A 23,949-nucleotide genomic window follows, 5' to 3' on the forward strand; every position below is an offset into this window, starting at 1 on the left:
TGCCCGCTGAATGCCCTGACCAGTCTGGTCCGTTTTCGAACGCGGCAGCCGCACGATCAGGCCCTCATCCTCCCATATCAGGTCTTCCACCCGAATCGCCACCAGCTCACTGCGTCGAAACGCACCGAAGAATCCCATCAGCACCAGCGCCAGATCGCGGTACTTCTTCTTGCTGTCCGGCTGTGCGCGCAAGTGTCGCGCCATAGTCGCGATGTGCTCGAGGCGCAGCGCCTTAGCTTTCTGCTTGGGGCGGGCGTGAACACGCCGTATGCCATTCATGGTTTTTTGAATCAGTGGCTCTACAACAGGGTTAGCGATGCCCTGGAAAAGGTGCCACTGGCCGATGGCGGTGAGGTGCAATTCGAGTGTGCGCGGATTGAGTGTCTCCGCGCGGCTTAGCAGATAGCGCACCAGGGTCTCACTGTCCGTCGGCAAGCGCCCGCCCCATTTTTCAAACTGGCGAATCGCAGAGCGGTAGGCCCTGCGGGTGCTGTCAGATGTGGCGGCATTCAGGTACGCCTGCACGGTTTCCCGGGAAAGTAGCGCTCGGGGTTCAGTGGAGTCAGACCAGGTCGGAGTCTTGATCGGCGAATTCTGTTGGTGTTTTTTCATATTTTGGGGCATTGCCGAAATGATGGTTTGTGTACCGGTGGGAGCGACATTTTCGCACAGTTGAAAACCATAACCCACGATAAGTTCGATTATCGTCGGTTATAAAAAGCTAATTAAAAGGTGATTTTAAAATCACATAGTATGTATTATTACGTACCACGTAATACGTAACGATATTCACACAGCAACCACTCCGACAAAAAACAACAGGGACCCCAAATGGCACGCATAGGCGTCAGTTACTTCGATATTGCCCAGGCGGCAGAAACGATCCGCCACCGCGGTGACGAACCGACGGTGGACCGAGTACGTGAGGAACTGGGCACCGGCAGCAAGAGCACCATTGCTCCGCTGCTGAAACGCTGGAAGAGTGAAACGGGAAATGCCCAGCACGACGCCACAGGTCTACCGCAAGACCTGCTGGATGCACTCAAGGCGTTACATGTACGCGTGCAGGAAGACGCCGATCGCAAAGTGGACATGGTGCGCGAAGAAGCCGCGATAACCGTGGAGCAGGCGCGGGCAGAACTCACCCAGCTGCGTGCAGTGCTTGCCGAGCGCAACGGCTATCTGCGGGAACTGGAGCAAAAATTGCAGGACTCTGAACAGGAGAGCCGGAGTCGCAAGCTGGCACTGGATGAAGTGCAGGCAGCGCTCGTGAAAAGTGAGTACCAGCGGGAAGAGGGGAGTGCGCGGATCACTGAACTGCGTGCAAACATCGAGGAACTCAAGCAGGAAAATCGCACCGTGCGTGAACACTTTGAGTTCTTTCAGCAGAGAATTGCCGACGATCGCCAGCAGGAGCGCGACCAGTTTCGCCAGGTCAGCGCGCAGTTGAACAGCCAGGTCGCCAGCCTGAATGATCAGCTGACGTTTGCGAACCGCCGAATTACCGAGCGCGAGCAAAAAATTGAGGAGCAGGGCGCCTTGTACGCCCAGCAGACCGCCGAACTACTAAGCACGCAGCACGTACTGGCCGCGAATCGAGCGGAGCACGTCGCACTGCAGCAGAGTATGGCCGCGCAACAGGTGCAGCTGAGGGAGTATCTTGCGGAGGCAGAAGGGATGCGGGAGAGGATTGCCACGCTGTCGAGCAGTAATGCGACCCTTGCCCGCGAGGCGGAGCTGCAGCGTGAAACCTGCCATAAACTGGAGGCCGAGATAAGGCAGCAGCGCGAGGCTCTTACCGCGCTGACTGCAGCACACCAGCAGGTGCTGCAGCAGAAAGCCGAACTGCAGGGGCAATTGACGCAACTGGAACGCAAGGCATCGACTCCTGCCCCGGTCGCCTGAGCGTCACCGCAGCGGTCACCGGACCTTGCCGAGATGTATCCGTAATCAAGCAGCAACAGAGGCAGCAAATATGGAAAACACCCGCGATCACCAGCTCAGTATGAGTGTACTGATGACACCGGACATGGCCAATTTTACCGGCAAGGTTCACGGCGGTGAGTTGCTTTCCTACCTCGACAAGGTCGCCTACGCCTGCGCCAGCCGCTATGCGGGATGTTACGTGGTGACACTGTCCGTGGACCGGGTGATCTTTCGGCAATCCATCAATGTGGGGGAACTGGTGACCTTCCTCGCATCCGTCAATTACACCGGCAATACCTCACTGGAAGTGGGCATCAAGGTGGTCACCGAAAACATACACACCCGCGAGATGCGCCACACCAACAGCTGTTATTTCACCATGGTTGCACTGGATGCAAGCGGCAAACCGACCAAAGTACGGCGACTGGAACCTCTGACCCTGGTTGAAAAGCAGCGATTTGAAGCGGCGGCCCTGCGCCGCAAGCTGCTGCATGAGCAGGATGCCGCGCATATGGCGATCAAGGAAAAGGTGCGCAACCCGGACTGGCAACCGGAGAAGGAGGTGGCCACCCCATAATCCGCCCATGATAAAGGCTGCGCGCCGCAGTGCTTCCACGAGTGACGACAGAACTATATAAGGAAGCACGCAGGGCGTCAGGCCACCTTAACGGCGCTCCGCTGCCTCAATCCAATGCCTCGATATACGTCTGCAAGCGGGCAATATCCGGTATCGTCACTTGGCCGTAGGCGAACTCAATCAACCCGTGCGCCTCGATCTTTTTCAATACCGCATGCACCCCCTGGCGGGTCATTCCCATCATATTCGCCAGCAGTTCCCGGGTCAGGCGAAAACTTGCCGCTCCGCTATCGACACCCGACGGGTTGTGCATCTGGGCAAGGAACAATAAACGCCGGCCGATCCGCGCCTCGGTACCCCTCAGTACGTCGTCCTGGATAATCGACATGGCCGCCCACAGTCGCCGGTTCAGGAGATCAAGTGCCACTGGATAGGCCTCTGGGTTGCGGGCAAGCAGCGACCGCAGGACGTTTCCCGGTACATCCACCACCACACAGTCGTCGTGCGCGGTGGCGCCGAATACCCGCGACATACCGGGGGAAAAGACGGTGTCACCAAACCAGGCGCCCACGTCCAGTATCGCGAGAGTCGCCTCGCGCCCCGCGGCATTGCTGGAACAAATACGCACCCGCCCTTCGGCGACAATCGACAGCTGGCTCTGCATGGAACCAGGCAGGTAGATCAGCTCGTCCGCTCGGTAGGGGCGTATACGGACCAGTGGTGCCAGTTCGGCAAAGGCCTCGTCCGGGAGGCCGCCGAGCAGGGGGCAGGCCTTGAAAATGGGTATCGGGTCAATCATCGGTGCAGTGTAAACAAAAAACGTCAACAAATTGACAGTGTTGTGGGGCGTTCCATTCCTAGAATGTAACCGTCCGATAGCAATGCAATAACAACCAGAGAATAACGAGAGAAAACCGATGCACGCACCGACGCTAGCAATCTCATCCGCCAAGGGCAGGGTAAGCGACGCTGAATGGCAGCTGCGGGTCGACCTGGCCGCCGCCTATCGCCTGGTTGCCCACTTTGGCTGGGATGAACTGATCTTCACCCACCTTTCCGTGCGCATTCCCGGCCCGGAGCACCATTTCCTGATCAATCCTTTTGGCACCATGTTTGAGGAAATTACGGCTTCAAGTCTGGTCAAAATTGACATGAATGGCGAAAAGGTTGAGGACAACCCATTCCCGGTGAACCCGGCGGGCTTCACCATTCACAGCGCCATCCATGAGGCGCGAGAAGATGCCCAGTGCGTGATGCACACGCACACCACCGAGGGCGTAGCGGTGTCTACGCACTGTGAGGGGCTGCTGCCGATTTCCCAGCAATCATTATTCCCCCTGTCCGATCTCGCCTACCACGATTACGAGGGCATTGCGGTACGTGAAGACGAGAAAGTCCGCCTTGTGCGCGATCTTGGTACCGCCAATTACATGATCCTGCGCAACCACGGCCTGCTTACCTGCGGGCCCACCGTCGCGGATACCTTCCTGTCCATGTACATCCTGCAGCGCGCCTGTGAAATCCAGATTGCCGCGCTTGCGGGGAACCGCCCGTTGACGCCAGTACCCCAGCCCATCATCGACAAGATCCAGGGAGAAGGTAACAAGGTGACCAGCAGCAAGGGAGGCATGCTCGCGTGGCCCGGCCTGCTGCGCAAACTCGACCGAATCAATCCTGGCTATCGCGACTGAGGAGCAAATGATGGAACACGTATTAGAAAATCAAGCCCAGTTCAAGCATATGGAAGAGGGCACCCAGGAAGACTGGACGATTATTGCCGAAGCCTTCGGACCCTTCGCCAAGGAGTTGCCTGAGCGCATCATGGCCCATTTGAACCTCTTGAAGGGCGACTGTGGCGGCTTTCCGGTTGATCGCCTGACCCACTGCCTGCAGACCGCAACCCTGGCCTATCGCGACGGCAAGGACGAGGAATATGTGGTGTGTGCACTGCTCCACGATATCGGCGACACGCTTGGGAGCTACAACCACGCCGATGTAGCCGCGGTACTGCTGGAGCCGTTTGTCAGTGAAGAGAACCACTGGATGATCAAGCACCACGCGATCTTCCAGGGCTATTATTTCTTCGAGTATCTCGGTATGGATCGCAACCTGCGCGACCAATACAAGGATCACCCACACTACGCCCGTACGCTCGAGTTCATCGAAAAATACGACGCACCGGCGTTTGATGCGGAAGGTGAAATTCTGCCACTGGAATTCTTTGCCCCCATGGTGCGACGTGTGTTTGCACAGCCCAGAAAGTCTCTGTACAAGAAAGCAATGGAAGCCTCTGCCTGACCTGGTATTGACCAAAACGTACTCCGGCCCTTGCCGGAGTACTCGCCTCCGTTCCCACTGCCCCGCGCGAACTTCCCGCCCCCAATTTTCCCTGCCACGCTCGAGCGGGCTCTCCGGGTATTGAATCGTTGCCCACTTAAGTCGATCGCGTAACCACGCGACAATTGGCTGTTCGCCGAGAGGTCGGGCACCGTTCTGTCTATCGCCCTTGCTACCATTTCATATAGGCCAGGCGGATGACTGGCCCAATTTCTATTTATCCTGGAGGCAGAGCGTGCAAGTCGAGACGTTGAAAGATGTGCTGGAGTGGACACGAAAATTCCACAGTAACCTGTCCGATTGCCTGCACGAGTGCGCTGGAAGCAACGAGAGCGAGCGCGCCAGACTCTTACTCGATTATCTGGCAAAGCATGAGGACAAACTCTCTGGGCTGGTTGCAGAATTCGAAGTTGGCGCGGAAATGAAGGCACTGAATACCTGGTGCTATGACTATATGGAGAAGCATCCAATTCTACGAAGCGCGGGCTGCGATGCACCCTTCCAGAAACTGGATGCGGAAGAAATCATGGATGTCGTTACCGACCAGCACGAGCAGGTTATCGACCTTTACCGCTACCTCCATGCCAGAGCGGATACCGAATCGATCAGGGAATTGGTTGGCAACCTGAAATCACTTGAGGAACAGGAAGCCATGTTGATGACTCAAGCGGCAAATCGCCTGCAGGATTTGTAGTCGAAAGATGGAAAAACAAAAAAGGCGTCTAAATTACGTAAACGTTCTATTTTGGCACGTAAATTTAGATGCATTTCCTATGTATGGGAAAAGGCTGGATTACACTTTTTATTCCACAGGTATACAAGGAGTTACCTTAGATGAAACGGCTACTTAAATTCTCACCTATCTTGGCCCCCCTGGCCCTCGCATTCTCCAGTACGGCATCCGCCGGATTCCTCGGCTTAACCGGCCCGCAGGACTTTATTGTCCGTGTTGGCGGCACTTATATGTCTCCACGGCAGGACCAGGTTAGCTTTGTCGACGATAGCTTTCAGTTCTTTGATTCATTCCGCACCACTGTTGATCCGGATGATGAGTGGGGCTGGAACATCAACGTTGAATGGAAGCCGATAGAACACTTCGGTATCGAGCTCGGCTATATTGATGGAGACACGCATAGCGGCGGTAACGCCGATGGCTATTTCCCTCTGATTACCGAGGACATCGTATTTGGTGATGTAACCGGTGATATTGCCCGTTTTGATGCAGACGTCAGTACCGCAAGTCTGAAATTCTACCCGCTGGATGACACCTGCATGGTTCAACCCTATGTTGGTGGCGGTATCAGCTATACCGACTTCAGTGCCAATCGCTTTCGTGGTTCGTTGCGCGATGACCTAGCTGAATTCGGTCTGCGGGGTAGTTTCGATATGGGGTACTCCTGGGGCTATACCTGGCAGGCAGGTATTGACTTCAATTTTGGCCGTGACAGTTCCTGGCTAGTGAATGTTGCCGCGATTTACGCGCGTTCGGTAACGGATATGCGTATTGCAGTATTTGATGATGTTCCGCCACCTGTGGACGTGGAGCCGATTATCGAATCCTACTCCGGTGACTACATCTATGATCCATGGATGTTCAATCTGTCAGTAGGCTACAAGTTCTCCTTCTGACTTTCCCAATTCGGCAGATTAAATTGGGCGCTGCGGCGCCCATTTTTATTGGGACTCGCTCAATCGCCAGTGCGACTCGCCGCTAATCCATACTACCGCATGGCCATTAACTGCGGAGCAGGGCGCTCCTCTATAGAATTTGTTGTGGGCCTCCGCAACTCTCATGCCTCGCGCGAAATGCCGTCCTCCATTACAAACACCATTGCGCAAATAAAATTACGCGATGAATGGTTGCCTTGTTGAGATAGGCAACATGGCGCTGAATTCCCAGTCACCTCCGAAATGATATATTGGACCGTTGCACGGTGATCAACCCGTCGCCGATATCAAGGGCGGCAATGTGCAAGCGAAAACGGCATGTCCGTCTTGTCCAATTTTGGGCAAAACACTTGAAATAACTCAATCCGGAGAATGAAATGCGGAAATCCCTGCTTGCGGTAGCCATATTGGCTGTTGCTGCCTGTTCTGAGGCGCCCGATTCAGACGCCAAGAAGTCTGTGATGGCAACTGAAGTAGAAAACGCACAGGTAGCTGGTGACGTGACCGCGCCGGCAACGCAAGATAATCCCTTGCTCCAGCCAAGCGTTCTGCAGTACCAGGCGCCGGATTTCAGTCAAATAAAGGATAGCCACTTCGAGCCGGCCTTCGAGCAGGGAATGAGCGAGCACCTGCGCGAAATCCAGGCGATTGTTGACAACCCGGAACCGGCCAGCTTCAACAACACTATTGTAGCCATGGAGCAGGCGGGCTCTCTGCTTACGCGGGTATCGCGTATCTTTTTCAACCTGGTAGGCAGCGACAGCAACGAAGAGCGCCGGGCACTGCAAAGCAAACTGGCCCCGATGCTGGCGGCACACTCCGACAGTATTTACCTGAATGCCGATCTGTTCGCGCGCGTGGAAACGCTCTATAAGCAGCGCGTTACCCATGAAATGGATGCTGAATCCACACGCCTGCTGGAAGATTATTACGATAATTTCGTCAAGGCCGGTGCCAAGCTTAACGCAGAGCAGAAAGTCACCCTGCGTGCGCTTAACGAAGAACACTCGAAGCTCACCACTGAATTCAGCCAGAACCTGCTGAAACTGAGCAAGGCCATTGCCGTAGTTGTCGAAGACAAGAGCGAGCTGGACGGTCTTGCTGACAGCGAGATCAAAGCTGCAGCTGAAGCCGCGTCTGCCGCCGGCCATGACGGCAAGTATCTGATCAGCATCACCAATACCACACGCCAGCCTGTGCTTACTTCCTTGAAAAATCGCGAGTTGCGCCAGCGCATTTGGGAAGCTTCCGCATACCGCGGCACATCTGGCGAACTCGACAACCGGCCGCTGGTCAAGCGCATCGCACAGATCCGCGCGCAAAAAGCGGACCTGCTGGGTTACGAAAACTGGGCCGAGTACCAGCTGACCGGCACCATGGCGAAAAAACCCCAAAACGTATTCAGCATGCTGAACTCCATGGTGCCGGCAGTGGTGAGTAACACCAAGGCAGAGCAGGCCGATATTCAGGCCATGGTTAAGCAGGAAGGTGGTGATTTTGAGGTGCAGCCCTGGGACTGGGCTTACTACGCAGAAAAGGTGCGCCAGGCAAAATACGATCTGAACGAAAGTGAAGTGCGTGAGTATTTCGAGTTCAATCGGGTACTGCACGATGGCCTGTTCTACACCATGAACCGTCTGTTCGGTATTCGCTTCGAACCGCGCCCGGATCTGCCGGTTTATCACCCGGATGTGCAGGCCTTCGAACTGTTTGATCACGATGGCAAGAGCCTCGCGATTTTCTATGCTGATTACTTCGCGCGTGACGGCAAGCGTGGCGGTGCCTGGATGAGCTCCTTTGTGGGTCAGTCAGGCCTGCTGGAGCAGAAGCCGGTTATTGTGAATGTAATGAACATTCCCAAGGGCCCCGAAGGCGAGCCGACCCTGGTCAGCTTTGACAACGTCACAACCATGTTCCACGAACTGGGGCACGGCCTCCACGGAATGTTCTCCGACGTCCGTTACCCGAGCCTTGCCGGCACCAGCGTTTCCCGCGATTTTGTCGAATTCCCGTCAACTTTCCAGGAAGACTGGGCGAGCAATCCGGAAGTACTGGCCAACTATGCATACCACTACAAAACCGGTGAGGCCATTCCCGCGGAACTGCTGGAAAAAGTGCTGAAGGCCAAAAACTTCAATATGGGCTTCGATACCCTGGAGTATATGTCCGCCGCGCTGCTGGATATGGAGTGGCACTCACTGCCGGCCGATGCACCGCAACAGGATGTAGAAAAGTTTGAAGCCGATGCACTGGCTAAACATGGTGTCGACCTGGCGGCAGTACCGCCGCGCTACAAGTCGACCTTTTTTGCGCACTCCATGGGCGGCGGCTACTCGGCCGGTTACTACGCCTACATGTGGAGCGAGATCCTGGCAGCCGACGCCTTTGCCTATTTGGGTGACCGCGGTGGCTTGAACCGGAAAAACGGTGATTGGTATCGCAAGAATATCCTGGCAGTGGGTAACTCCCGCGATCCGATGGAATCCTTCGTGAAATTCCGTGGCCAGGAGCCAACCACCGAAGCCCTGTTGATCCGTCGCGGACTCAAGCAGAAAGAAGAGGGCTAACAGCGGGTAACGAGCTGCACAGGGATGTGCGGCTTACCGACAATATCGGGTAGCAGAGCTCAGCTCGTGCCTTGCCGTTGGTCATCAGGTCGTTCCATCGACATAGATGGGGCGATCTGGACGTTTCCGCTGGAGCGGGGTTTGCGAGGTTCTGGTTCTGGCGAGAATCAACACAAGCAGGTTATGGAAAGAGTCTGAGGCAGCAGTACCTTCACCCTTCACTATGTCCAATACTGTTTAGTGTTCGACATTCTATATGGGGAGCGGCTAGAATGGCTTTCTTGTGAATTTCCAGGCCCAGGCGCTCAGATATGGCTATCCCGAAACCCGTTCCGCTGTATCCAACTTACGCTGAACTCAAAGGCTTCAAGCCGATTAACCCGGACCAGACCTTTTTCAACGACCATCGCGAACTCAAGCAGTTTCTCCAATCCGGCGAATCCTGGTGGATGCCGCACTGGCTCTGGGGTCAGGAATTCCTGAGCTACATCGGCCGCAATAAATCCGAACACACATTTACGCGCTTTCGAAATGAAACCGAGCGCTTTCTGCTGTGGGTGTTCCTGGTCAAGGCTACACCCATGGATCGGCTGCGCAAGGCGGATATTCTCGAGTATGCGGATTTTTGCTGGCAGCCACCGGTAGACTGGATTTGCCTGGCAAACCACGAAAAGTTCCTGCTCAACAACGGCTGCTTTGTCCAGAATCCGGCTTGGGCGCCATTTCGCCTGAAGCTGCCGAAAAACAGCCAGCCACAGGATTCCGAAGCGGACAGGAAAAAGTACCGTCCATCTCAGCAGACCCTGACCGCCACGTTTACCGGCATCATCGCGTTTTACAAGTATCTGATGAACGAGGAATACCTGTACGGCAATCCCGCACAGATTGCCAAGACCGATTGCCGGCATTTCATCAAGGACGCGCAGGTCAAGGAGATTCGCCGCCTGACCGAAGCCCAGTGGCAATATGTGTTCAATGTGGCCATCAGCATGGCCGACGAGGATCCAATTTACGAGCGCAGCCTGTTCGTTATTTGTGCGCTGAAAACACTGTTTTTACGGATTTCCGAGCTGTCGGAACGCACTAACTGGACCCCGGTGATGAGCCATTTCTGGCAGGATTTCGACAGTAACTGGTGGCTCAAGGTATTCGGAAAAGGGCGCAAACTACGGGATATCACCGTGCCTCCCAGTTTTATTCCGTATCTCAAGCGTTACCGTCATTACCGCGGGTTAAGCCCCCTACCCGCCGTTGGTGAAAACCACCCTATCGTGGAAAAAATCCGCGGCCAGGGCGGCATGACCGCACGCCAGCTGACCCGCATTGTGCAACAGGTGTTTGATCGCGCTTATGACGATATGCGTCAGGCCGAGGGCGAAGACAACGCGCGTAAACTGCGCGAAGCCTCAACCCACTGGCTGCGCCACACCGGTGCCAGTATGGAGGTGGAGCGCGGGCGCGCACTCAAGGACCTGTCGGAAGATCTAGGGCATTCCAGCATGGCGACGACTGACACGGTGTACGTGCAGACGGAAAACAGGGTGCGCGCGCAAAGCGGCAAGGGGCGTGGTGTTGAGTAAGTCCGGAAGCGCTGCGCAATAACGCGATTGCCGCCATTCCAGTGTGAACCCGTAAATCTGTCGCCAAACTCGTGCTATCTGGCGGTCCATTCTCTTCGGTATGGGCAGCCCTTCGATTAGCATGCCCCGCTCATTTTCCGGGGGGAACAGACCATGTCTATCGGACAGAAAATCTACCAGTTGATCGAACAGTTTGCAGTTGAACCGGCGTTCTGGAAACAATTCACCAGCGCATTCAAGAATGTACTTGTGGACCAGGGCGCAGCAGATGACCTGGCCCACAAGATGGCAACAATCGCCTTTGACGCATTGCGCCTGCATTCAGGAACCGATTACCACCTCGGCATGGTGGAGGTCATCGCCCTGCACCCCGAATTCGAGCAAACGATGTATCAGGACATCGCCGCTACCAGTGCCATGCACAAGTACATGACGTTCTGCATGGATATAGACAACATGCAATCCGTCACCGGATCGACACGGCAGTGATTTCAGGAGGAAGCGCGGCACGCTCAATAGGTATACGGCCGTCGTGATCTTGCCGCGGGCGGGGGATATTGGACGCGATTCAATGTGCCCTCCCCCGATCTTGCCTAAAGCATAAAACCACCGCCAAAACGCAGTAGTGGGGACTGATACTCCGGCTATGGAGTGACTGGGTCCTGGTCTGAAGTGGTATGCGCACTTCGGCTGTGAGCCAGGCGATACAGCGCCGGCAGTACTACCAGGGTCAATAGGGTCGATGAAATTATGCCGCCGACCACCACCGTTGCGAGCGGGCGCTGAACCTCGGACCCGATTCCTGTATTGAGTGCCATCGGCACGAAACCCAGGGATGCCACCAATGCCGTTGTGAGTACTGGGCGCAAGCGTATCTGAGCACCTTCGATTATCGCCCGGTCCAGATCGTATCCATGCCAGCGGAGATCCCGGAAGAAAGCTACCATCACCAGCCCATTAAGAATGGCGATGCCGGACAGCGCAATAAAGCCCACTGCGGCAGAAATGGAGAATGGAATATCGCGCAACATCAGCGACAAGATGCCACCGGTCAGCGCCAGCGGTATACCGCTGAAAATCACTACGGCATCGCGCAATGACCCCAGCGCAAGTAACAACAGTCCCATGATCAAGGCGAGCGTCAGCGGTACTACCATGGCGAGACGGTGCGTGGCAGAGCGCAGAGACTGATATGTTCCGCCGTATTCCAGCCAGTAGCCAGGTGGAATATCCACCTTGCTCACGGCCTTCTGAACATCGCCCACAAAACTGCCGAGATCCCTGCCTCGCACATTCGCCGTTACCACCAGCCGCCGTTTGCCGTTTTCGCGATAGACCTGATTGATACTTTGCAGCAACTTGAGTTCGGCGACTTCGTCGAGCGGTACATAATTTCCGTCGTCGCGATATACCGGCAATTTGGCCAGTCCGCGCAAGTCCTTGCGCTGGTGGTCCGCTAACCGTACAACGATATCGACCCGGCGATCGCCCTCGTAAAACTGCCCAGCCCGAGCGCCTTTCATTGCCGTGGCCAGCTGTTGTTGTACCCGATCGACGTCCAGGCCGTATTGGGTCAACGCACTACGGTCCGGTACCACGGTGAGCATGGGCAATCCGGTAATTTGCTCGACGTGAATGTCGGCAATGCCATCAATATTTGCGATGGCTTTTTCTATGGACGTACCTAGGGCTGTCAGCTGCTCAAAGTCATCGCCGAATACCTTTATTGCCAGCTCCGAGCGGACACCGGCGAGCAATTCATTGAAACGCATCTGGATTGGCTGCAGGAATTCATAGCGGTTACCCGGTATCGGTTCGACCAGCGCCGCCAGCTCCTCAACCAGCTGTACCTTGGGTTTGTCGGGGTCCGGCCACTGCTCTCGCGGTCTCATGATGATGAAATTGTCGGCCACACTGGGGGGGACCGCGTCGGTTGCCACTTCCGCCGTGCCAAGCTTTGCGAAAACGCGTTCCACCTCCGGCAGATCCTTGATGCGCGACTCCAGCGATTCCTGCAATGCAACGGCCTGTTCGAGCGATGTACCGGGAATACGCAACGCATGCATTGCGATATCCCCTTCATCCAGATTGGGCACAAATTCACTGCCGAGCCTGGTGGCGGCAACACCAAACAAGGCAACCAGCACCCCTGCCCCGGCAACCACAAACAGCCTCTGGCGGATGGCGAATTCCAGTATCGGACGGTAAAGCCTGCGTATCCGATCCAGCACCAGATGATTCTTTTCCACCACGGGCTTCCGAAACAGAAGCGCGATACAGGCTGGCACAAAGGTAATGGATAACAGCATGGCGGATAGCAGAGCCATCACCACCGTGGTCGCCATTGGATGAAACATTTTGCCCTCCACACCTGACAGGGCAAAAATCGGCAGATATACCGCCGTAATAATAAACACCCCGAACATCGCCGGGCGCACAACCTCGCGCGTCGCCTGAAAGACGATTTCCAGCCTCTGCTTGAGCCCGATTTGGCTGCCACCTTGCGATGCCTCACCCAGCCGCCGCAGGCAGTTTTCCACGATAATAATCGCCCCATCCACCAGCAGCCCAAAATCCAGCGCGCCGAGACTCATCAGGTTGGCACTTACGCCGGATTGCACCATGCCGGTAACCGTCATCAACATGGCAATTGGGATTACCAGTGCGGTCAAAATGGCGGCACGCACGTTCCCCAGCAGCAGGAACAGAATAACGATGACCAGCGTTGCCCCTTCGAGTAAATTGGTGCGCACCGTATGCAGAGTTTTGTCCACCAGGCCGGTTCGATCGTAAACCGCAGTGACGGTGATCCCCGGCGGCAGGCTGGGCTTGATCGCCTCGAGCTTTTCGCCGACGGCGTGGGCAACAGTGCGGCTGTTTTCCCCGATCAGCATAAACACCGTACTCATGACCACTTCGCGCCCGTTTTGGGTGGCGGCACCGGTCCGCATCTCGCGCCCCTCACCAATGCGCGCGACGTCCCCCAGGCATACCGCCACACCGCCCACTTCGGCAACAAGAAAATCATTCAGCGCATCCAGTGTTTCCACCTGCCCGGGTACGCGCATCATCCATTGCACGCCGTTGTATTCAATAAAGCCGATACCGCGGTTTTCGTTATTGGACTGTACCGATCTGATCAAATCCTCCGGTGTGAGGCCGAATGCCAGCAGTCTGTCCGGTTCTATGGATACAAGAATTTCGCGCTTGTAGCCGCCAATGGGATTGACTTCGATTACCCCGGGCACCCGCAGTAATTGCGGGCGGATGATCCAGTCGTGGACGGTACGCAAATCCGTGGTGGTAATGGGGCTTCCGTCCTGGTTCACGGAGTCGGGTTCCGCGTCGACGGTGAACATGAATATTTCCCCGAGTCCGGTGGAGATCGGGCCCAGTTCCGGTTCCAGACCATGGGGCAAATTGCTGCGTGCAACAGCCAGCCGCTCGTTGACCAACTGGCGGGCAAAGTAAATGTCAGTGTCGTCCTGGAAGATAATGGTGACCTGCGACAGGCCGTAGCGGGAAAGTGAGCGGGTATAGGCGAGCTTGGGCAACCCGGCCATCGCGCTTTCTACCGGATAGGTGACCCTCTGCTCCACCTCCAGCGGCGTAAAGCCCGGCGCTTCGGTATTGATGACCACCTGGATATTGGTGATATCCGGAACCGCATCAATGGGTAGCCGGGTAAAATTCCAGACCCCGATGCCGCACAGCAGTGCCACGATGACCAGCACCATTGCCCTGTTCTGTATCGAAGCGCGGATGATGAACGCGAGCATCCTTGAACCTCAGTGCTCGTGCGCAGCGCCAGACTTTTCGATGTCGGCCTTGATGATGTAGCTGTTTTCGATCACATAGCGTGTGCCGGGTTCGAGACCACCCAGCACCTCCACCCACTCCCCGGACTCTCGCCCGAGTTCGAGCATGCGGACTTCATACTCATCGCCCACCTGTGCGTACACCACCGTGAAATTTCGGAAGGTCTGCAATGCGCTTCGCTTTACCGCCAGAGGCACTTGGTAGGACGCCACCTGTATCTCTGCGGTGACAAATGCACCCGCAGCAAGCTCCACCCCTGCATTTTGCAGGGCGACGCGAACGGTGCTCGCCTGGTTCGGTTGAATCACAGGATCCAGCTGTCTCACTACCCCCTTTACGGGGGTACGCCGGCCGCGCACCAGTAGCGAGACCGGATTGCCTGCTTTTATACGGCCGCGCACGGACGGAAACACATCAAGCTCCGCCAGCAAAGCACTGTCATTGGCAATGACCAGAAGATTACGGCCTGCAGTCTGTTCGCCGGGGTTGGCATTGCGCTGCAGTACTACCCCCGCAATCGGCGAGTTCACCGTATAGGTGTTCAGGTTTTCATTGCTGTTGATCGCAATGAGCGGTTGTCCTTTGCTCACACGCTCACCCAGCTGGACCTTTACCGAGTCCACCGCACCGTCAAAGCGCGCGCGTATCTCGCGTGTCTGTTCAGGGTTCACCACCAGCCTTCCGTAGGCTCTGGTTGTCTCGCTCATCAGGGCGGGGCTGGCAATGCCGGTCTTGATACCCAGGGAGCTGGCGATGGCAGAATCAATACGCGTGCGCCCTTCAAAACTCTCGTATTGCCAGCGGTGGCTTTTTCCCTGGTAACGGGCATTTACCGTGACAACAAAGGAATGCGGCTCGGCAATGGTTTTATCGCTGCGCAGGTAATCTTCCCGCGGGGTAAACCCGATAGACTCCTCCTTGCCACCGAGCCGGGTCAGCACCAGGGTAAGCCCCACTTTTTCAGGTTTCACCGCAGCTCCCTTTTCACTCACCCACGCCCGGAATTCGGGTGGTGTACCGGGCTCGACAATGGCGAGTTCAACAACAAAGTCTTCCGCGCGCAGTAAGCGACCATGATGGGGCCCGGTATCGGGCAATTGCGGATCCTCCGATGCTGCCACCTCCGATGTTTGCACATTGCCACTGAAGCCGACGAATAACACCACCAGCAAAACCACCAGTAACGAGATGATCGCGACACTTTTCACTTTGAGTATCCGGGAAACTGCGCCAACGAAAGGCCGGTGAGCTTTTCGATTTCGATCAGGTACAGATGTGCCGTGTACTGCGCCTCCAGATAAGACAAGCGAGCGTCGATCAGGTCCTGCTGCGCCGACGCCAGTTCGTAATAGCTGTATTTTCCCTGCTGGTAGGCATGCTGAGTATCAGCCAACGCCTGTTCCAGGCTCGGGATAATGCGCCCAGTCATGGTATCGGCAATGTGACGGCTGTGCCGAAGCTGTTCCGCCATGACATAGACCCGGGTTTCCAATTCAATTTCCCGCGCATTGCGCTCCGCGCGATACTGGTACTGATTGGCCTGAAGTGCCGCCACGCGGGCCGCATTGCGATTGCGGCGACCGAGCGGGATGGCGACCCCGGCCACCAGACCGAAGTCATCGGACGCTTCGAGCCTGCGTATACCCGCCGCAAGCCGCCACTGAATACCGGCCTCTGCCCTCGCCAGGGCTATCTCGGCATCGGCAACTCGCTCGCGATCCAGGAAAATCGCCAGCGCGGGATTACTCGCGACCTGCTGGCGAAGATAGGTAATATCGACCGCCGGAAGCGGCGTGGAGAGGTTGCCCACAACGCCAGAGAACTGGGGATTGCGCTCACCCCACTGGGCCGCCAGTTGATGTTTGGCTACCGCATATTCGTGCTCAACGTCTTCCGCCGCGAGACTTCTGCGCTCGACCTCTGCACTGGCACGGGACGCTTCAGCCCTCGGGAGTTTGCCCGCGCGCACATGCCGACGAATATCGGCAAGTCCCTGCTGCGCTTGAGCCACGGCCCGCTGTGCCAACGTCAGCCGCTCCTGCTGCGCGAGTACCTGCAGAAAAAAGCGTGCGGAATCTGCGGCGACATCCAGCGCAGCAATCTGCTGCTGTGACCCGATCACCGCGACCTGGCGTTGCGCCGCCTGTACCCGTTTGTCGATGACATCGCACTGCAACAGCCAGCTGATACCGAGGGTTGTCTGCGCGCTTTCCACGCCGCTTATGTCACCGGTACCTGCAACATCTTCAATTTCCAGGCCGAGTTCGGGGCGCGGTCCCAGGGCGGCATGCGCAATATCCGCTGCCGCTGCCTGCAGGCGGAATTCATATCCGGCGAGATCGGGGTGGCTTTGCAAGCTTTGGAAAATAGCCTGCTCGTAGGAAATGCGGGGCAAGACCGCACCATCTTGCGCCTGCGACTGTTGCCCACCGAGGAAGGCAGCGCAAACACAGGACACCAGCTGCGTTGCCGTCTTGTAACACAGCGGGCAGAAAAGGCGCATCCATTTGCGGTCGTGGTGGAGATGCAGTATTCGGAGCACAGAGGTTCCTTTCGGACGTCCCGGCGCGCAGGCAGTCATCGCCAGGCCCGTTTTATGGCACTTATGCACTTACATTAGCAGTTCCTCGGCGAACCGCTGGCGTTCAACGACCTCTGGCAAGCAGCTGCTTGGCAAGAAATTGCGGGATTCGCTGCTCAAGCCAGTACACGGGGCGCCAGACACTGCCACTGACAAATCCCACATGCCCCCCTTTGCTTGTGATATCCAGCTCGACATGAGAACCGACTTCGTCGCTCGTTGGAATGGCGCTTGGGCATACGAAGGGATCATCCGCCGCATGGATGATTAGCGTTGGCCTCCGGATATGCCGCAGCAGGGGTTTGCTGGATGCGCGGGTGTAGTAATCATCCACCCCAAGGAAACCATGCAGTGGCGCAGTGAAATGATCGTCAAAGTGCCGGAAATCCGAAAAATAGCGCTGCTCATCCAGTGCCGGCATCTGTCGCGCCAATTCCGGATCCAGCGCCTTTTTCCGCAGGCTTTGCCTGAGGCTGTTGAGCAGGTGCCGCTGGTAGACTTTGGAAAAGCCCTGCCCCATTCGCCGGCTGGACGCGTGTAAATCCAGTGGCGCAGATACCGAAACTGCCGCGGAAAGTGGCGAGTCACCGCCATCTTCCCCGAGCCATTTCAGCAGTACATTTCCGCCCAGGGAGTAGCCGACCGCCATCAGTGGCGTATTGGGGTAACGGTCTCGCAGGTGGGCGGCCAGCCAACGGGGGTCGCCGCTGTCACCGCTGTGATAGGCCCTGGCCATTAGGTTCGGCACCCCGCCGCAACCGCGAAAGTGCATCACTGCCACCTGAAAGCGAAGCGCGAGCAATGCCTGCATGATGCCCTGTACGTAAGGCGACTCGACCGAGCCCTCCAGTCCATGCAGCACCAGTACCAGCGGTCGCTCGGGATCATCCACCAGCTTAACCGGCGTATGCAGGGCGATACGGTCCCCATCCGGGGTCTGTAGCCACTGACACTGGGTGTGAATCCAGGGCTGGGGCCGGTGAAAGCGGGGAAAGATGGTCTGAAGGTGGCAGTTGCCGAGGCCAACTGCCGGAGCGAAGGGAGAAATCATTACTGCCGCCCGGCAAGGAAATCACAAGGAATAAATTCGGGCTGCAAGCCTAGCGTCCACGGGCGAGTGGATCAATCGCCAATCCCACCTATGAGGCTTCGGGTGCGGTGACCCTTTCGTAGAAACGGTATTCGCCATTCCGTTGAATCTGATACACCACGTAGGGATCGAAGTCGCCACCGCGATACATACCCGGGCTCCCCTTGGGCATACCCGGCACCGTAAGACCTATGCTGTCCTTGGGTGGGTTGGCGAGAAACTTGCGGATCAGGCGCGCCGGAACATGGCCTTCAAAAACATATTGGCCACGCCACACGCCGGTATGGCAACTCTGCATGCTGGCTGGCACCCCCCATTGTTGCTTGACCGACGCCATGTCCAGGCCGTTTTCACTGCCGACGGAAAATTTGTTCTGTTCCAGGTGTGCCATCCACTCCTTGCAGCACAGGCAGAAAGGCGATTTGTACACCACGATGTCTTCGGTGTGTTCCCCGGCCCCTTTGGGCGCTTCCGCACTGGTATTGGTATTGCTGCAGGCGGCCGTCAAGCCGCCCAATACCAACAGCATCAATAATGAAAACAGACGCGATAAGCTCGGTGTGCGATCACGGGATTTGGGCATAGTAGATGGCATAGTGTTGTTTATTATCCGTCCAGTATTTTTCAGGGGAAAACCCGGTATTCCGCAGCAGATCCTGCAGGTCGGGTAAGGTGTATTTATGGCTGTTTTCGGTATGGATGGTTTCGCCCTCGGCGAACTGGAATTGTCGGCCCGACACAGAAACCTGCTGTTCCACCAGACTCACCAGATGCATCTCCACGCGTTGGCGGAAGCTGTGGTAAAACGCCCGGTGGGCAAAAGCCTCGGTGTTGAAGTCACCGTTCAATTCGCTGTTGATCCGGTTCAGCAAGTTCTTGTTGAAGGCCTCGGTCACATGATTGCTGTCATGGTAGGCGCGCTCCAGCACCACAGAATCCTTGACCAGGTCCGCGCCCAGCAACAGCCCATCCCCGGGGTTCAGCTGCCCGGCAAACCGAATCAGCAACGCGCGGGCCTGCTCGTGAGAAAAGTTGCCGATGGTTGAGCCGGGGAAAAAGATCACTTTGCGCGCACCCGACTGCGGCAATCGCCCCCAGACGTCATCGGCGGTAAAGTCACCAATGATCGGCACGATCTCCAGCTGCGGCAGCCGCTGTTGGATCCGCTGTTGTGCCTGCAGAAGGATTTCCCGCGAAATATCCAAGGGGTAATAGGCACTGGGGTTGTCCATCGCCGCGAGCAGCGGTTCGGCCTTTTCGCAGTTACCGGCACCTGGTTCGATCAACTGGGCCTCGCGGCCGAGCACTGAAGCCATTTCATCCAGCGCACGCGTAAAAATGGCGGCTTCGGTGCGAGTCAGGTAGTAATCATCGAGATCGCAGATGGCTTCAAACAGCTTTGATCCGGCTTCATCATAGAGATACTTGCACGGCAGGGTTTTCTGGGTGGTGGACAGCCCTGCCAGCACATCCCGCTCAAACTGCCTGCGCAGGTTTTCCCCCGGTGGCAGCCCCACCCCATCCGTGTTGCCTATTGCCATATTCACTTAACGTCTCCTGCCAGGCGGATACCGGTAAACTGCCAGGCCTGGTGCGGATAAAAGAAATTGCGATAGCTGATTCGAATGTGGCGGCGCGGTGTTACACAGGAACCGCCCCGCAGTACCATCTGGTTACACATGAATTTCCCGTTGTACTCCCCCACCGCATCGCTGCTGGCACGATAGCCGGGATACGGCGAATAGGCACTGGATGTCCACTGCCACAGATTGCCCAGTAACTGTAGATTGCGCCCGCGAACTTCCTGTTCAGCAATGGGGTGGAAGTGCCGGTTTTCCAGCAGGTTTGCTTCCTCCACCGCTTCATTTTTACAGTGCAACCAAGCCGCAACCTCCCATTCAAACTCCGTGGGCAGGCGCTGCCCCGCCCAACTGGCGTACGCATCTGCTTCGTAATAACTGACGTGGCACACGGGAGCATTGAGATCCAGGGGCTGCAGGCCGCCGAGGGTGAATTGAAACCATTCCCCATCGATTTCTCGCCAGTACAAAGGTGCGGCCTTAATGCCCTGCTTTCCGCCTTGCTGAATCTGGCTCCAGCCATCGGACAGCCACAGGCGCGGCTCCCGGTATCCACCGTCCTGCAGGAACTCCAGAAATTCACCGTTGCTAACCAGCCGCGAGGCGATGCGGAATGCGGGCTGGAATCGCTGGTGTGAGGGCTGTTCGTTGTCGAAGCTGAACGATTCGCCGTCGCTGCCAAGGGTGTAGTGGTCTTCAGGTACCTGCAGCCACTGTAAAGGCGCCGCGTCGCCGTCTTCAGTGCCAGGATCCAGGTCTTCACGGTAGGCAGGCAATGCCGGGTTCAGGGAAAACGCATGCTTGATGTCCGTCAGCAACAGTTCCTGGTGTTGCTGCTCGTGGTGGATGCCCAGCCTGAGGAATTCCGCCTGCTCGGTATTCACATCTTCCTCGGTGAGCCACTGCTCAATATGGCGATCCACATGGGCGCGATAGGAAAATACCTGTTCGATATACGGCCGCGACAACAGGCCGCGGTTCGGCCGGGGAAACGGTTGCCCGAGGGAGTTGTAGTAGGAATTGAAAATGTGGTGAAAGCCGCGATCGAACACCCGGTAACCGGCCAGCATGTCGCGCAGGATAAAGGTTTCAAAAAACCAGGTGGTATGACCGAGATGCCATTTGCTGGGACTGGCATCCGGCATGGATTGCAGCTGCATGTCCTCCGCAGTGAGCGGGTCGGTAAGACTTTCGGTTTCTCGGCGGACCTGCAGAAAATGATCGATTAGCGTAGCGCGCTCATCCAGGGAGAGATCCCGCTTTGCGTCGTCGAATGTGCGATCGCCGGAGTCATCCAGAACCCCGGAAACTTTGGATACCCCTGAACCTGCGTCAGAAATCAGACTCATCCCCTGGCCCGGTCAACTGCAAAAACTGCCTTTGATCATACAACCATTGTGGCGGATTCCCATCTGCACACAGGAATTGACGACGTAATCAGCGCCAGGAATTTCCCACTAAATCCTGCGCATAAAAAAAGGGCCGGCATTGCCGACCCTTTTGTTTCTGACCCGAAGCGGGAATCAGAAGCGAACCGCGAAGTCCGCGCCGTACATACGGGGCATGAAACGCCACGCCGGGCTGGCGCCGATTGCCGCACCGGTACCGCCGTAGCCGCCAGCAATCTCCTCGTCGGTTACGTTCTGTACCCACAGTGCTGCGGAGTAACGGTCGGAGGGGCTGTTCCAGCCAGCGCGCAGGTTCATCAGCTGGTAATCCGGAATCACACGGGCCGGATCACTGATGGAGCCCACACGCTCGTCGGTCCAGTTGTAGTCGCCGCGCAGAGACACGTCGCCACCAGCGGCCAGTTCCCAGGTGTACTCGGCCATGATGTTGAACTTGTTCTCCGGGGTGCCAACACGGGGCTGACCTACACGGGAGTTTTCTTCTTCGGTCTCACCGATCGACTCGATGATCTGGTAGCGGGTGTACTCGGTTTTCAGGTAGGAGTAGTTACCGGCGATAAACAGGTTGTCGGTAGCCGCCCACTGCACTTCAAACTCCGCACCGCGGCCTTCAGCGTCGGCATTGCGCAGGTAGTAGTTGGGGATCGGCGCGCCTACCAGGTCCAGCTGCTGCAGGTTCTTGTAGTCATACGCGAACACGGACGCATTGAAGCGCACAGCGTTGTCGAACAGGCTGCTCTTCATGCCGATTTCCAGGTTGGTCACGCTCTCCTGGTCGAAGGACGGATCAATGCCCGGCGCTGCGCTGAAGCTGTTGAAGCCACCAGCCTTGAAGCCATCCGCCAGAGACACAAAGGTCATGACGTCGTCATTCCAGCGGTAATCCAGCACCAGACGGCCGGACAGGTCGCTCCAGGAATCGCTCAGCTTCTGGTTAAGATCGGCGACACCGTTGTTGTTGAACGCCATACCGAACGGAATCTCGGCAATCTGGCCGGAAGGCAGAGTGATGGCGCCGATGACGTTGCCGTCCGGGTCCATCAGCTGTACCGGGCCGCCCACAAACGCGATTGGCAGGGTGTTCTGGTAAGCACTCTCGATGGTGAAGTCTTTTTCATCCGCGGTGTAACGGGCACCAACGGTCAGATCCAGCTTGTCGGTGAGGCTCCAGGTGGCATCGCCGTAGATGGCTGCGGAACGGTAATCACCGGTGTTGGTAACCGACTCGTTCCACGGGGTGTCTGCCATTACCCAGGGAGTGATGCCCGCCATCAGCTGGCCAATCATCTGGTCGCGATTCAGCATGCTGGCGTTAACGAATTCGGGCGCACCCAGAGCTTGCAGCAGAGCATCAGCCTGGCCGGACTGCACCATCAGGTCGTAAATAAAGGTAGAAACCGCTGCACCTTCAAGACCCGCAGCAATCATCTGCTTGCGCGCGGCGTAAGCAGCATCTTCAAGCTGAGTGGTGTTCAGGCCTGCACCCGCATAAGCCGCCTTCACGCCCTCGTACACGGCGAAGGACTCGAGAGAGCCCGCGGTAAAGTAAGCGTCGGTAACGTGCTCCAGCTCCTCGCGGGAGTAGGATGCACCCAGAGTCCACTTGAGGGTATCGGTGGCGCCGTTCAGACGAAATTCCTGAGAGAACTGGGTCTGATCGTCAAAGTTGGCGGAACCGAACATGTAATCCGGGTTCGCGGTACCGTCTTCGTCCTGCTGCAGATGCGCGTCAAAACCGCGATAGGCAGTGATAGAGGTGAAGGTCACGTTCTCAAAGTCGTGGGTAATCGACAGAGAAGTACCCCAGGAGTCCCGGTCTTCGATGGTCGGGGTATCCAGGGCGTAGTCACCAAACACATCGGTACCACCGGCTTCCGCCTGCAGGGACGGAACAATGGAGGTGCGCAGCGCGCTGCCCTGATCCATGATGCCGTAGTCGGCACGGAACAGAACTTCGGTATCCGGACTAGCTTCCCACAGCAGGGAGGCGCGATAAGTCTGGGTGTCAATGTTGCCAGTTTCAAAATCGCCCGCCAGATTATCGGCGAAGGAATCGCGACGGTTGGTGGACGCGGTGAAACGGGTGTAAACGGTATCGCTCAGCTGCTGGTTCACCAGCAAGTCGCTGGACTGACGACCGTAATTACCTGCGCTGAGGTTCAGCTCGGTGGTGTCATCCGCCTGCGGCTTCTGGGAAATGATATGGATCGCACCGCCAGTGGCGTTACGGCCAAACAGAGTGCCCTGCGGACCTTTCAACACTTCGACACGCTCGATATCCGCCAGCGGAATCTCAGCGCCGGCGCCACGGCCGGTGTAGACACCATCTACGTATACGGCTACCGCAGGGTCAGAGCCCACGGTGAAGTCGCCGGTTTCGATGCCGCGCACGCTGTACGTCGGCTGCAGCGGGGTGTCGTTGTTCATTTCCACACCCGGGGTGAATTTACCCAGGTCGGTCAGGCTTTTTACGCCCATTGCTTTCATGCTGTCGCCAGTGAAAGCGGAAATGGCAATCGGAACGTCCTGCAGGTTTTCCGCGCGCTTCTGCGCGGTTACTACTACTTCTTCAATCTCAGCAGCGGATGCAGCGCCACTCAGTGCTGTACTAACAGCGATGGCGGCCGAGAGAGTGGACAGGGTGAAAAACCGGTTTTTACCGGACTGATCGGCGTTGTACATCATCGCGTCCTCGCGTTCTATTTATATGAAAAGCGTGATGGAAAATGGTCGTTATTGATAGTTATGTTGGGCCATCTTACGGGTAGCGACGGTCCAAGAAAAGCTTGTTGTGACCTTTTTGTTGTGACTGGTC

General features: G+C 56.8%; 18 protein-coding genes and 1 pseudogene. 9 read left to right on the plus strand and 10 right to left on the minus strand.

The annotated features are described in order from the left end of the window. Positions 1-612 (minus strand): annotated as a pseudogene (locus tag VIL80_RS02255) (integrase); the annotation flags it as partial. Between the two features lie 219 nt (positions 613-831). Here VIL80_RS02255 and VIL80_RS02260 point away from each other — a divergent pair. Further along, positions 832-1,905: a DNA-binding protein gene (locus VIL80_RS02260; protein ID WP_332034534.1), complete on the plus strand. Its 1,074-nt coding sequence runs from the start codon at positions 832-834 to the stop codon at positions 1,903-1,905. Positions 1,906-1,975: 70 nt separating this feature from the next. Then, a complete protein-coding gene (locus tag VIL80_RS02265) occupies positions 1,976-2,503 on the plus strand; it encodes an acyl-CoA thioesterase (protein WP_332034535.1) in 528 nt (175 codons plus the stop codon). 106 nt (positions 2,504-2,609) lie between these two features. Here the strand turns inward: VIL80_RS02265 and VIL80_RS02270 are convergent, their stop codons facing one another. Further along, on the minus strand, positions 2,610-3,302 hold the full coding sequence (locus VIL80_RS02270) for a Crp/Fnr family transcriptional regulator (RefSeq protein WP_332034536.1): 693 nt from the start codon (positions 3,300-3,302) through the stop codon (positions 2,610-2,612). A gap of 118 nt (positions 3,303-3,420) precedes the next feature. On the opposite strand from VIL80_RS02270, the gene VIL80_RS02275 reads away from it, so the two are divergent. The 7 genes from VIL80_RS02275 (at position 3,421) to VIL80_RS02305 (ending at position 11,144) form a co-directional block, all read left to right on the plus strand. Then, positions 3,421-4,194: a class II aldolase/adducin family protein gene (locus VIL80_RS02275; RefSeq protein ID WP_332034537.1), complete on the plus strand. Its 774-nt coding sequence runs from the start codon at positions 3,421-3,423 to the stop codon at positions 4,192-4,194. A 10-nt stretch (positions 4,195-4,204) separates the two neighbouring features. After that, positions 4,205-4,801, plus strand: coding sequence for an HD domain-containing protein (locus VIL80_RS02280; RefSeq protein WP_332034538.1), 597 nt, complete (start codon positions 4,205-4,207; stop codon positions 4,799-4,801). Between the two features lie 274 nt (positions 4,802-5,075). Next, positions 5,076-5,534, plus strand: coding sequence for an ATPase (locus tag VIL80_RS02285; protein WP_332034539.1), 459 nt, complete (start codon positions 5,076-5,078; stop codon positions 5,532-5,534). Between the two features lie 140 nt (positions 5,535-5,674). Further along, positions 5,675-6,469 carry an OmpW/AlkL family protein gene (locus VIL80_RS02290; protein ID WP_332034540.1) on the plus strand — a complete coding sequence of 265 codons (795 nt, stop codon included), beginning with the start codon at positions 5,675-5,677 and terminating at the stop codon, positions 6,467-6,469. 500 nt (positions 6,470-6,969) lie between these two features. Then, positions 6,970-9,075, plus strand: a complete 2,106-nt coding sequence (locus VIL80_RS02295; RefSeq protein ID WP_332034541.1) for a M3 family metallopeptidase — start codon at positions 6,970-6,972, stop codon at positions 9,073-9,075. A gap of 311 nt (positions 9,076-9,386) precedes the next feature. Further along, positions 9,387-10,655 carry a tyrosine-type recombinase/integrase gene (locus tag VIL80_RS02300; RefSeq protein ID WP_332034542.1) on the plus strand — a complete coding sequence of 423 codons (1,269 nt, stop codon included), beginning with the start codon at positions 9,387-9,389 and terminating at the stop codon, positions 10,653-10,655. Positions 10,656-10,808: 153 nt separating this feature from the next. Continuing rightward, positions 10,809-11,144, plus strand: coding sequence for a hypothetical protein (locus tag VIL80_RS02305; RefSeq protein WP_332034543.1), 336 nt, complete (start codon positions 10,809-10,811; stop codon positions 11,142-11,144). 155 nt (positions 11,145-11,299) lie between these two features. On the opposite strand, the gene VIL80_RS02310 is transcribed toward VIL80_RS02305, so the two are convergent. The 8 genes from VIL80_RS02310 to VIL80_RS02345 all read right to left on the minus strand — a co-directional run bounded on the left by VIL80_RS02310 (position 11,300) and on the right by VIL80_RS02345 (position 23,816). Further along, a complete protein-coding gene (locus VIL80_RS02310; RefSeq protein ID WP_332034544.1) occupies positions 11,300-14,434 on the minus strand; it encodes an efflux RND transporter permease subunit in 3,135 nt (1,044 codons plus the stop codon). 9 nt (positions 14,435-14,443) lie between these two features. Further along, the gene (locus tag VIL80_RS02315; protein ID WP_332034545.1) at positions 14,444-15,682 is read right to left on the minus strand and encodes an efflux RND transporter periplasmic adaptor subunit; all 1,239 of its coding nucleotides are present in this window, start codon (positions 15,680-15,682) and stop codon (positions 14,444-14,446) included. After that, on the minus strand, positions 15,679-17,016 hold the full coding sequence (locus VIL80_RS02320) for a TolC family protein (protein WP_332034546.1): 1,338 nt from the start codon (positions 17,014-17,016) through the stop codon (positions 15,679-15,681). The genes VIL80_RS02315 and VIL80_RS02320 overlap by 4 nt, the downstream gene beginning before the upstream one ends. Before the next feature lie 103 nt (positions 17,017-17,119). Next, complete coding sequence (locus tag VIL80_RS02325) at positions 17,120-18,106, minus strand: hydrolase (protein WP_332034547.1); 987 nt, start codon at positions 18,104-18,106, stop codon at positions 17,120-17,122. Between the two features lie 88 nt (positions 18,107-18,194). Continuing rightward, positions 18,195-18,728 carry a DUF411 domain-containing protein gene (locus VIL80_RS02330; RefSeq protein WP_332034548.1) on the minus strand — a complete coding sequence of 178 codons (534 nt, stop codon included), beginning with the start codon at positions 18,726-18,728 and terminating at the stop codon, positions 18,195-18,197. Next, positions 18,712-19,686: an L-histidine N(alpha)-methyltransferase gene (gene egtD / locus VIL80_RS02335; protein ID WP_332034600.1), complete on the minus strand. Its 975-nt coding sequence runs from the start codon at positions 19,684-19,686 to the stop codon at positions 18,712-18,714. The genes VIL80_RS02330 and egtD overlap by 17 nt, the downstream gene beginning before the upstream one ends. Positions 19,687-19,688: 2 nt before the next feature. Further along, positions 19,689-21,074, minus strand: a complete 1,386-nt coding sequence (gene egtB, locus VIL80_RS02340; protein ID WP_332034549.1) for an ergothioneine biosynthesis protein EgtB — start codon at positions 21,072-21,074, stop codon at positions 19,689-19,691. A gap of 174 nt (positions 21,075-21,248) precedes the next feature. Then, complete coding sequence (locus VIL80_RS02345) at positions 21,249-23,816, minus strand: TonB-dependent receptor (protein WP_332034550.1); 2,568 nt, start codon at positions 23,814-23,816, stop codon at positions 21,249-21,251. Positions 23,817-23,949: the final 133 nt, after the last annotated feature.

The sequence above is a fragment of the Microbulbifer sp. genome, from assembly GCF_036563125.1.
Taxonomy (GTDB): Bacteria; Pseudomonadota; Gammaproteobacteria; order Pseudomonadales; family Cellvibrionaceae; genus Microbulbifer.

Bases quoted from the DNA above. Each gene is read 5' to 3' on its own strand.
- VIL80_RS02305 (WP_332034543.1), top strand. From the start codon at position 10,809: ATGTCTATCGGACAGAAAATCTACCAGTTGATCGAACAGTTTGCAGTT.
- VIL80_RS02345 (WP_332034550.1), bottom strand. From the start codon at position 23,816: ATGTACAACGCCGATCAGTCCGGTAAAAACCGGTTTTTCACCCTGTCC.
- egtB (WP_332034549.1), bottom strand. From the start codon at position 21,074: ATGAGTCTGATTTCTGACGCAGGTTCAGGGGTATCCAAAGTTTCCGGG.
- VIL80_RS02290 (WP_332034540.1), top strand. From the start codon at position 5,675: ATGAAACGGCTACTTAAATTCTCACCTATCTTGGCCCCCCTGGCCCTC.
- VIL80_RS02295 (WP_332034541.1), top strand. From the start codon at position 6,970: ATGGCAACTGAAGTAGAAAACGCACAGGTAGCTGGTGACGTGACCGCG.
- VIL80_RS02325 (WP_332034547.1), bottom strand. From the start codon at position 18,106: ATGATTTCTCCCTTCGCTCCGGCAGTTGGCCTCGGCAACTGCCACCTT.
- VIL80_RS02310 (WP_332034544.1), bottom strand. From the start codon at position 14,434: ATGCTCGCGTTCATCATCCGCGCTTCGATACAGAACAGGGCAATGGTG.
- VIL80_RS02280 (WP_332034538.1), top strand. From the start codon at position 4,205: ATGGAACACGTATTAGAAAATCAAGCCCAGTTCAAGCATATGGAAGAG.
- egtD (WP_332034600.1), bottom strand. From the start codon at position 19,686: ATGGCAATAGGCAACACGGATGGGGTGGGGCTGCCACCGGGGGAAAAC.
- VIL80_RS02265 (WP_332034535.1), top strand. From the start codon at position 1,976: ATGGAAAACACCCGCGATCACCAGCTCAGTATGAGTGTACTGATGACA.
- VIL80_RS02330 (WP_332034548.1), bottom strand. From the start codon at position 18,728: ATGCCCAAATCCCGTGATCGCACACCGAGCTTATCGCGTCTGTTTTCA.
- VIL80_RS02300 (WP_332034542.1), top strand. From the start codon at position 9,387: ATGGCTATCCCGAAACCCGTTCCGCTGTATCCAACTTACGCTGAACTC.
- VIL80_RS02270 (WP_332034536.1), bottom strand. From the start codon at position 3,302: ATGATTGACCCGATACCCATTTTCAAGGCCTGCCCCCTGCTCGGCGGC.
- VIL80_RS02260 (WP_332034534.1), top strand. From the start codon at position 832: ATGGCACGCATAGGCGTCAGTTACTTCGATATTGCCCAGGCGGCAGAA.
- VIL80_RS02275 (WP_332034537.1), top strand. From the start codon at position 3,421: ATGCACGCACCGACGCTAGCAATCTCATCCGCCAAGGGCAGGGTAAGC.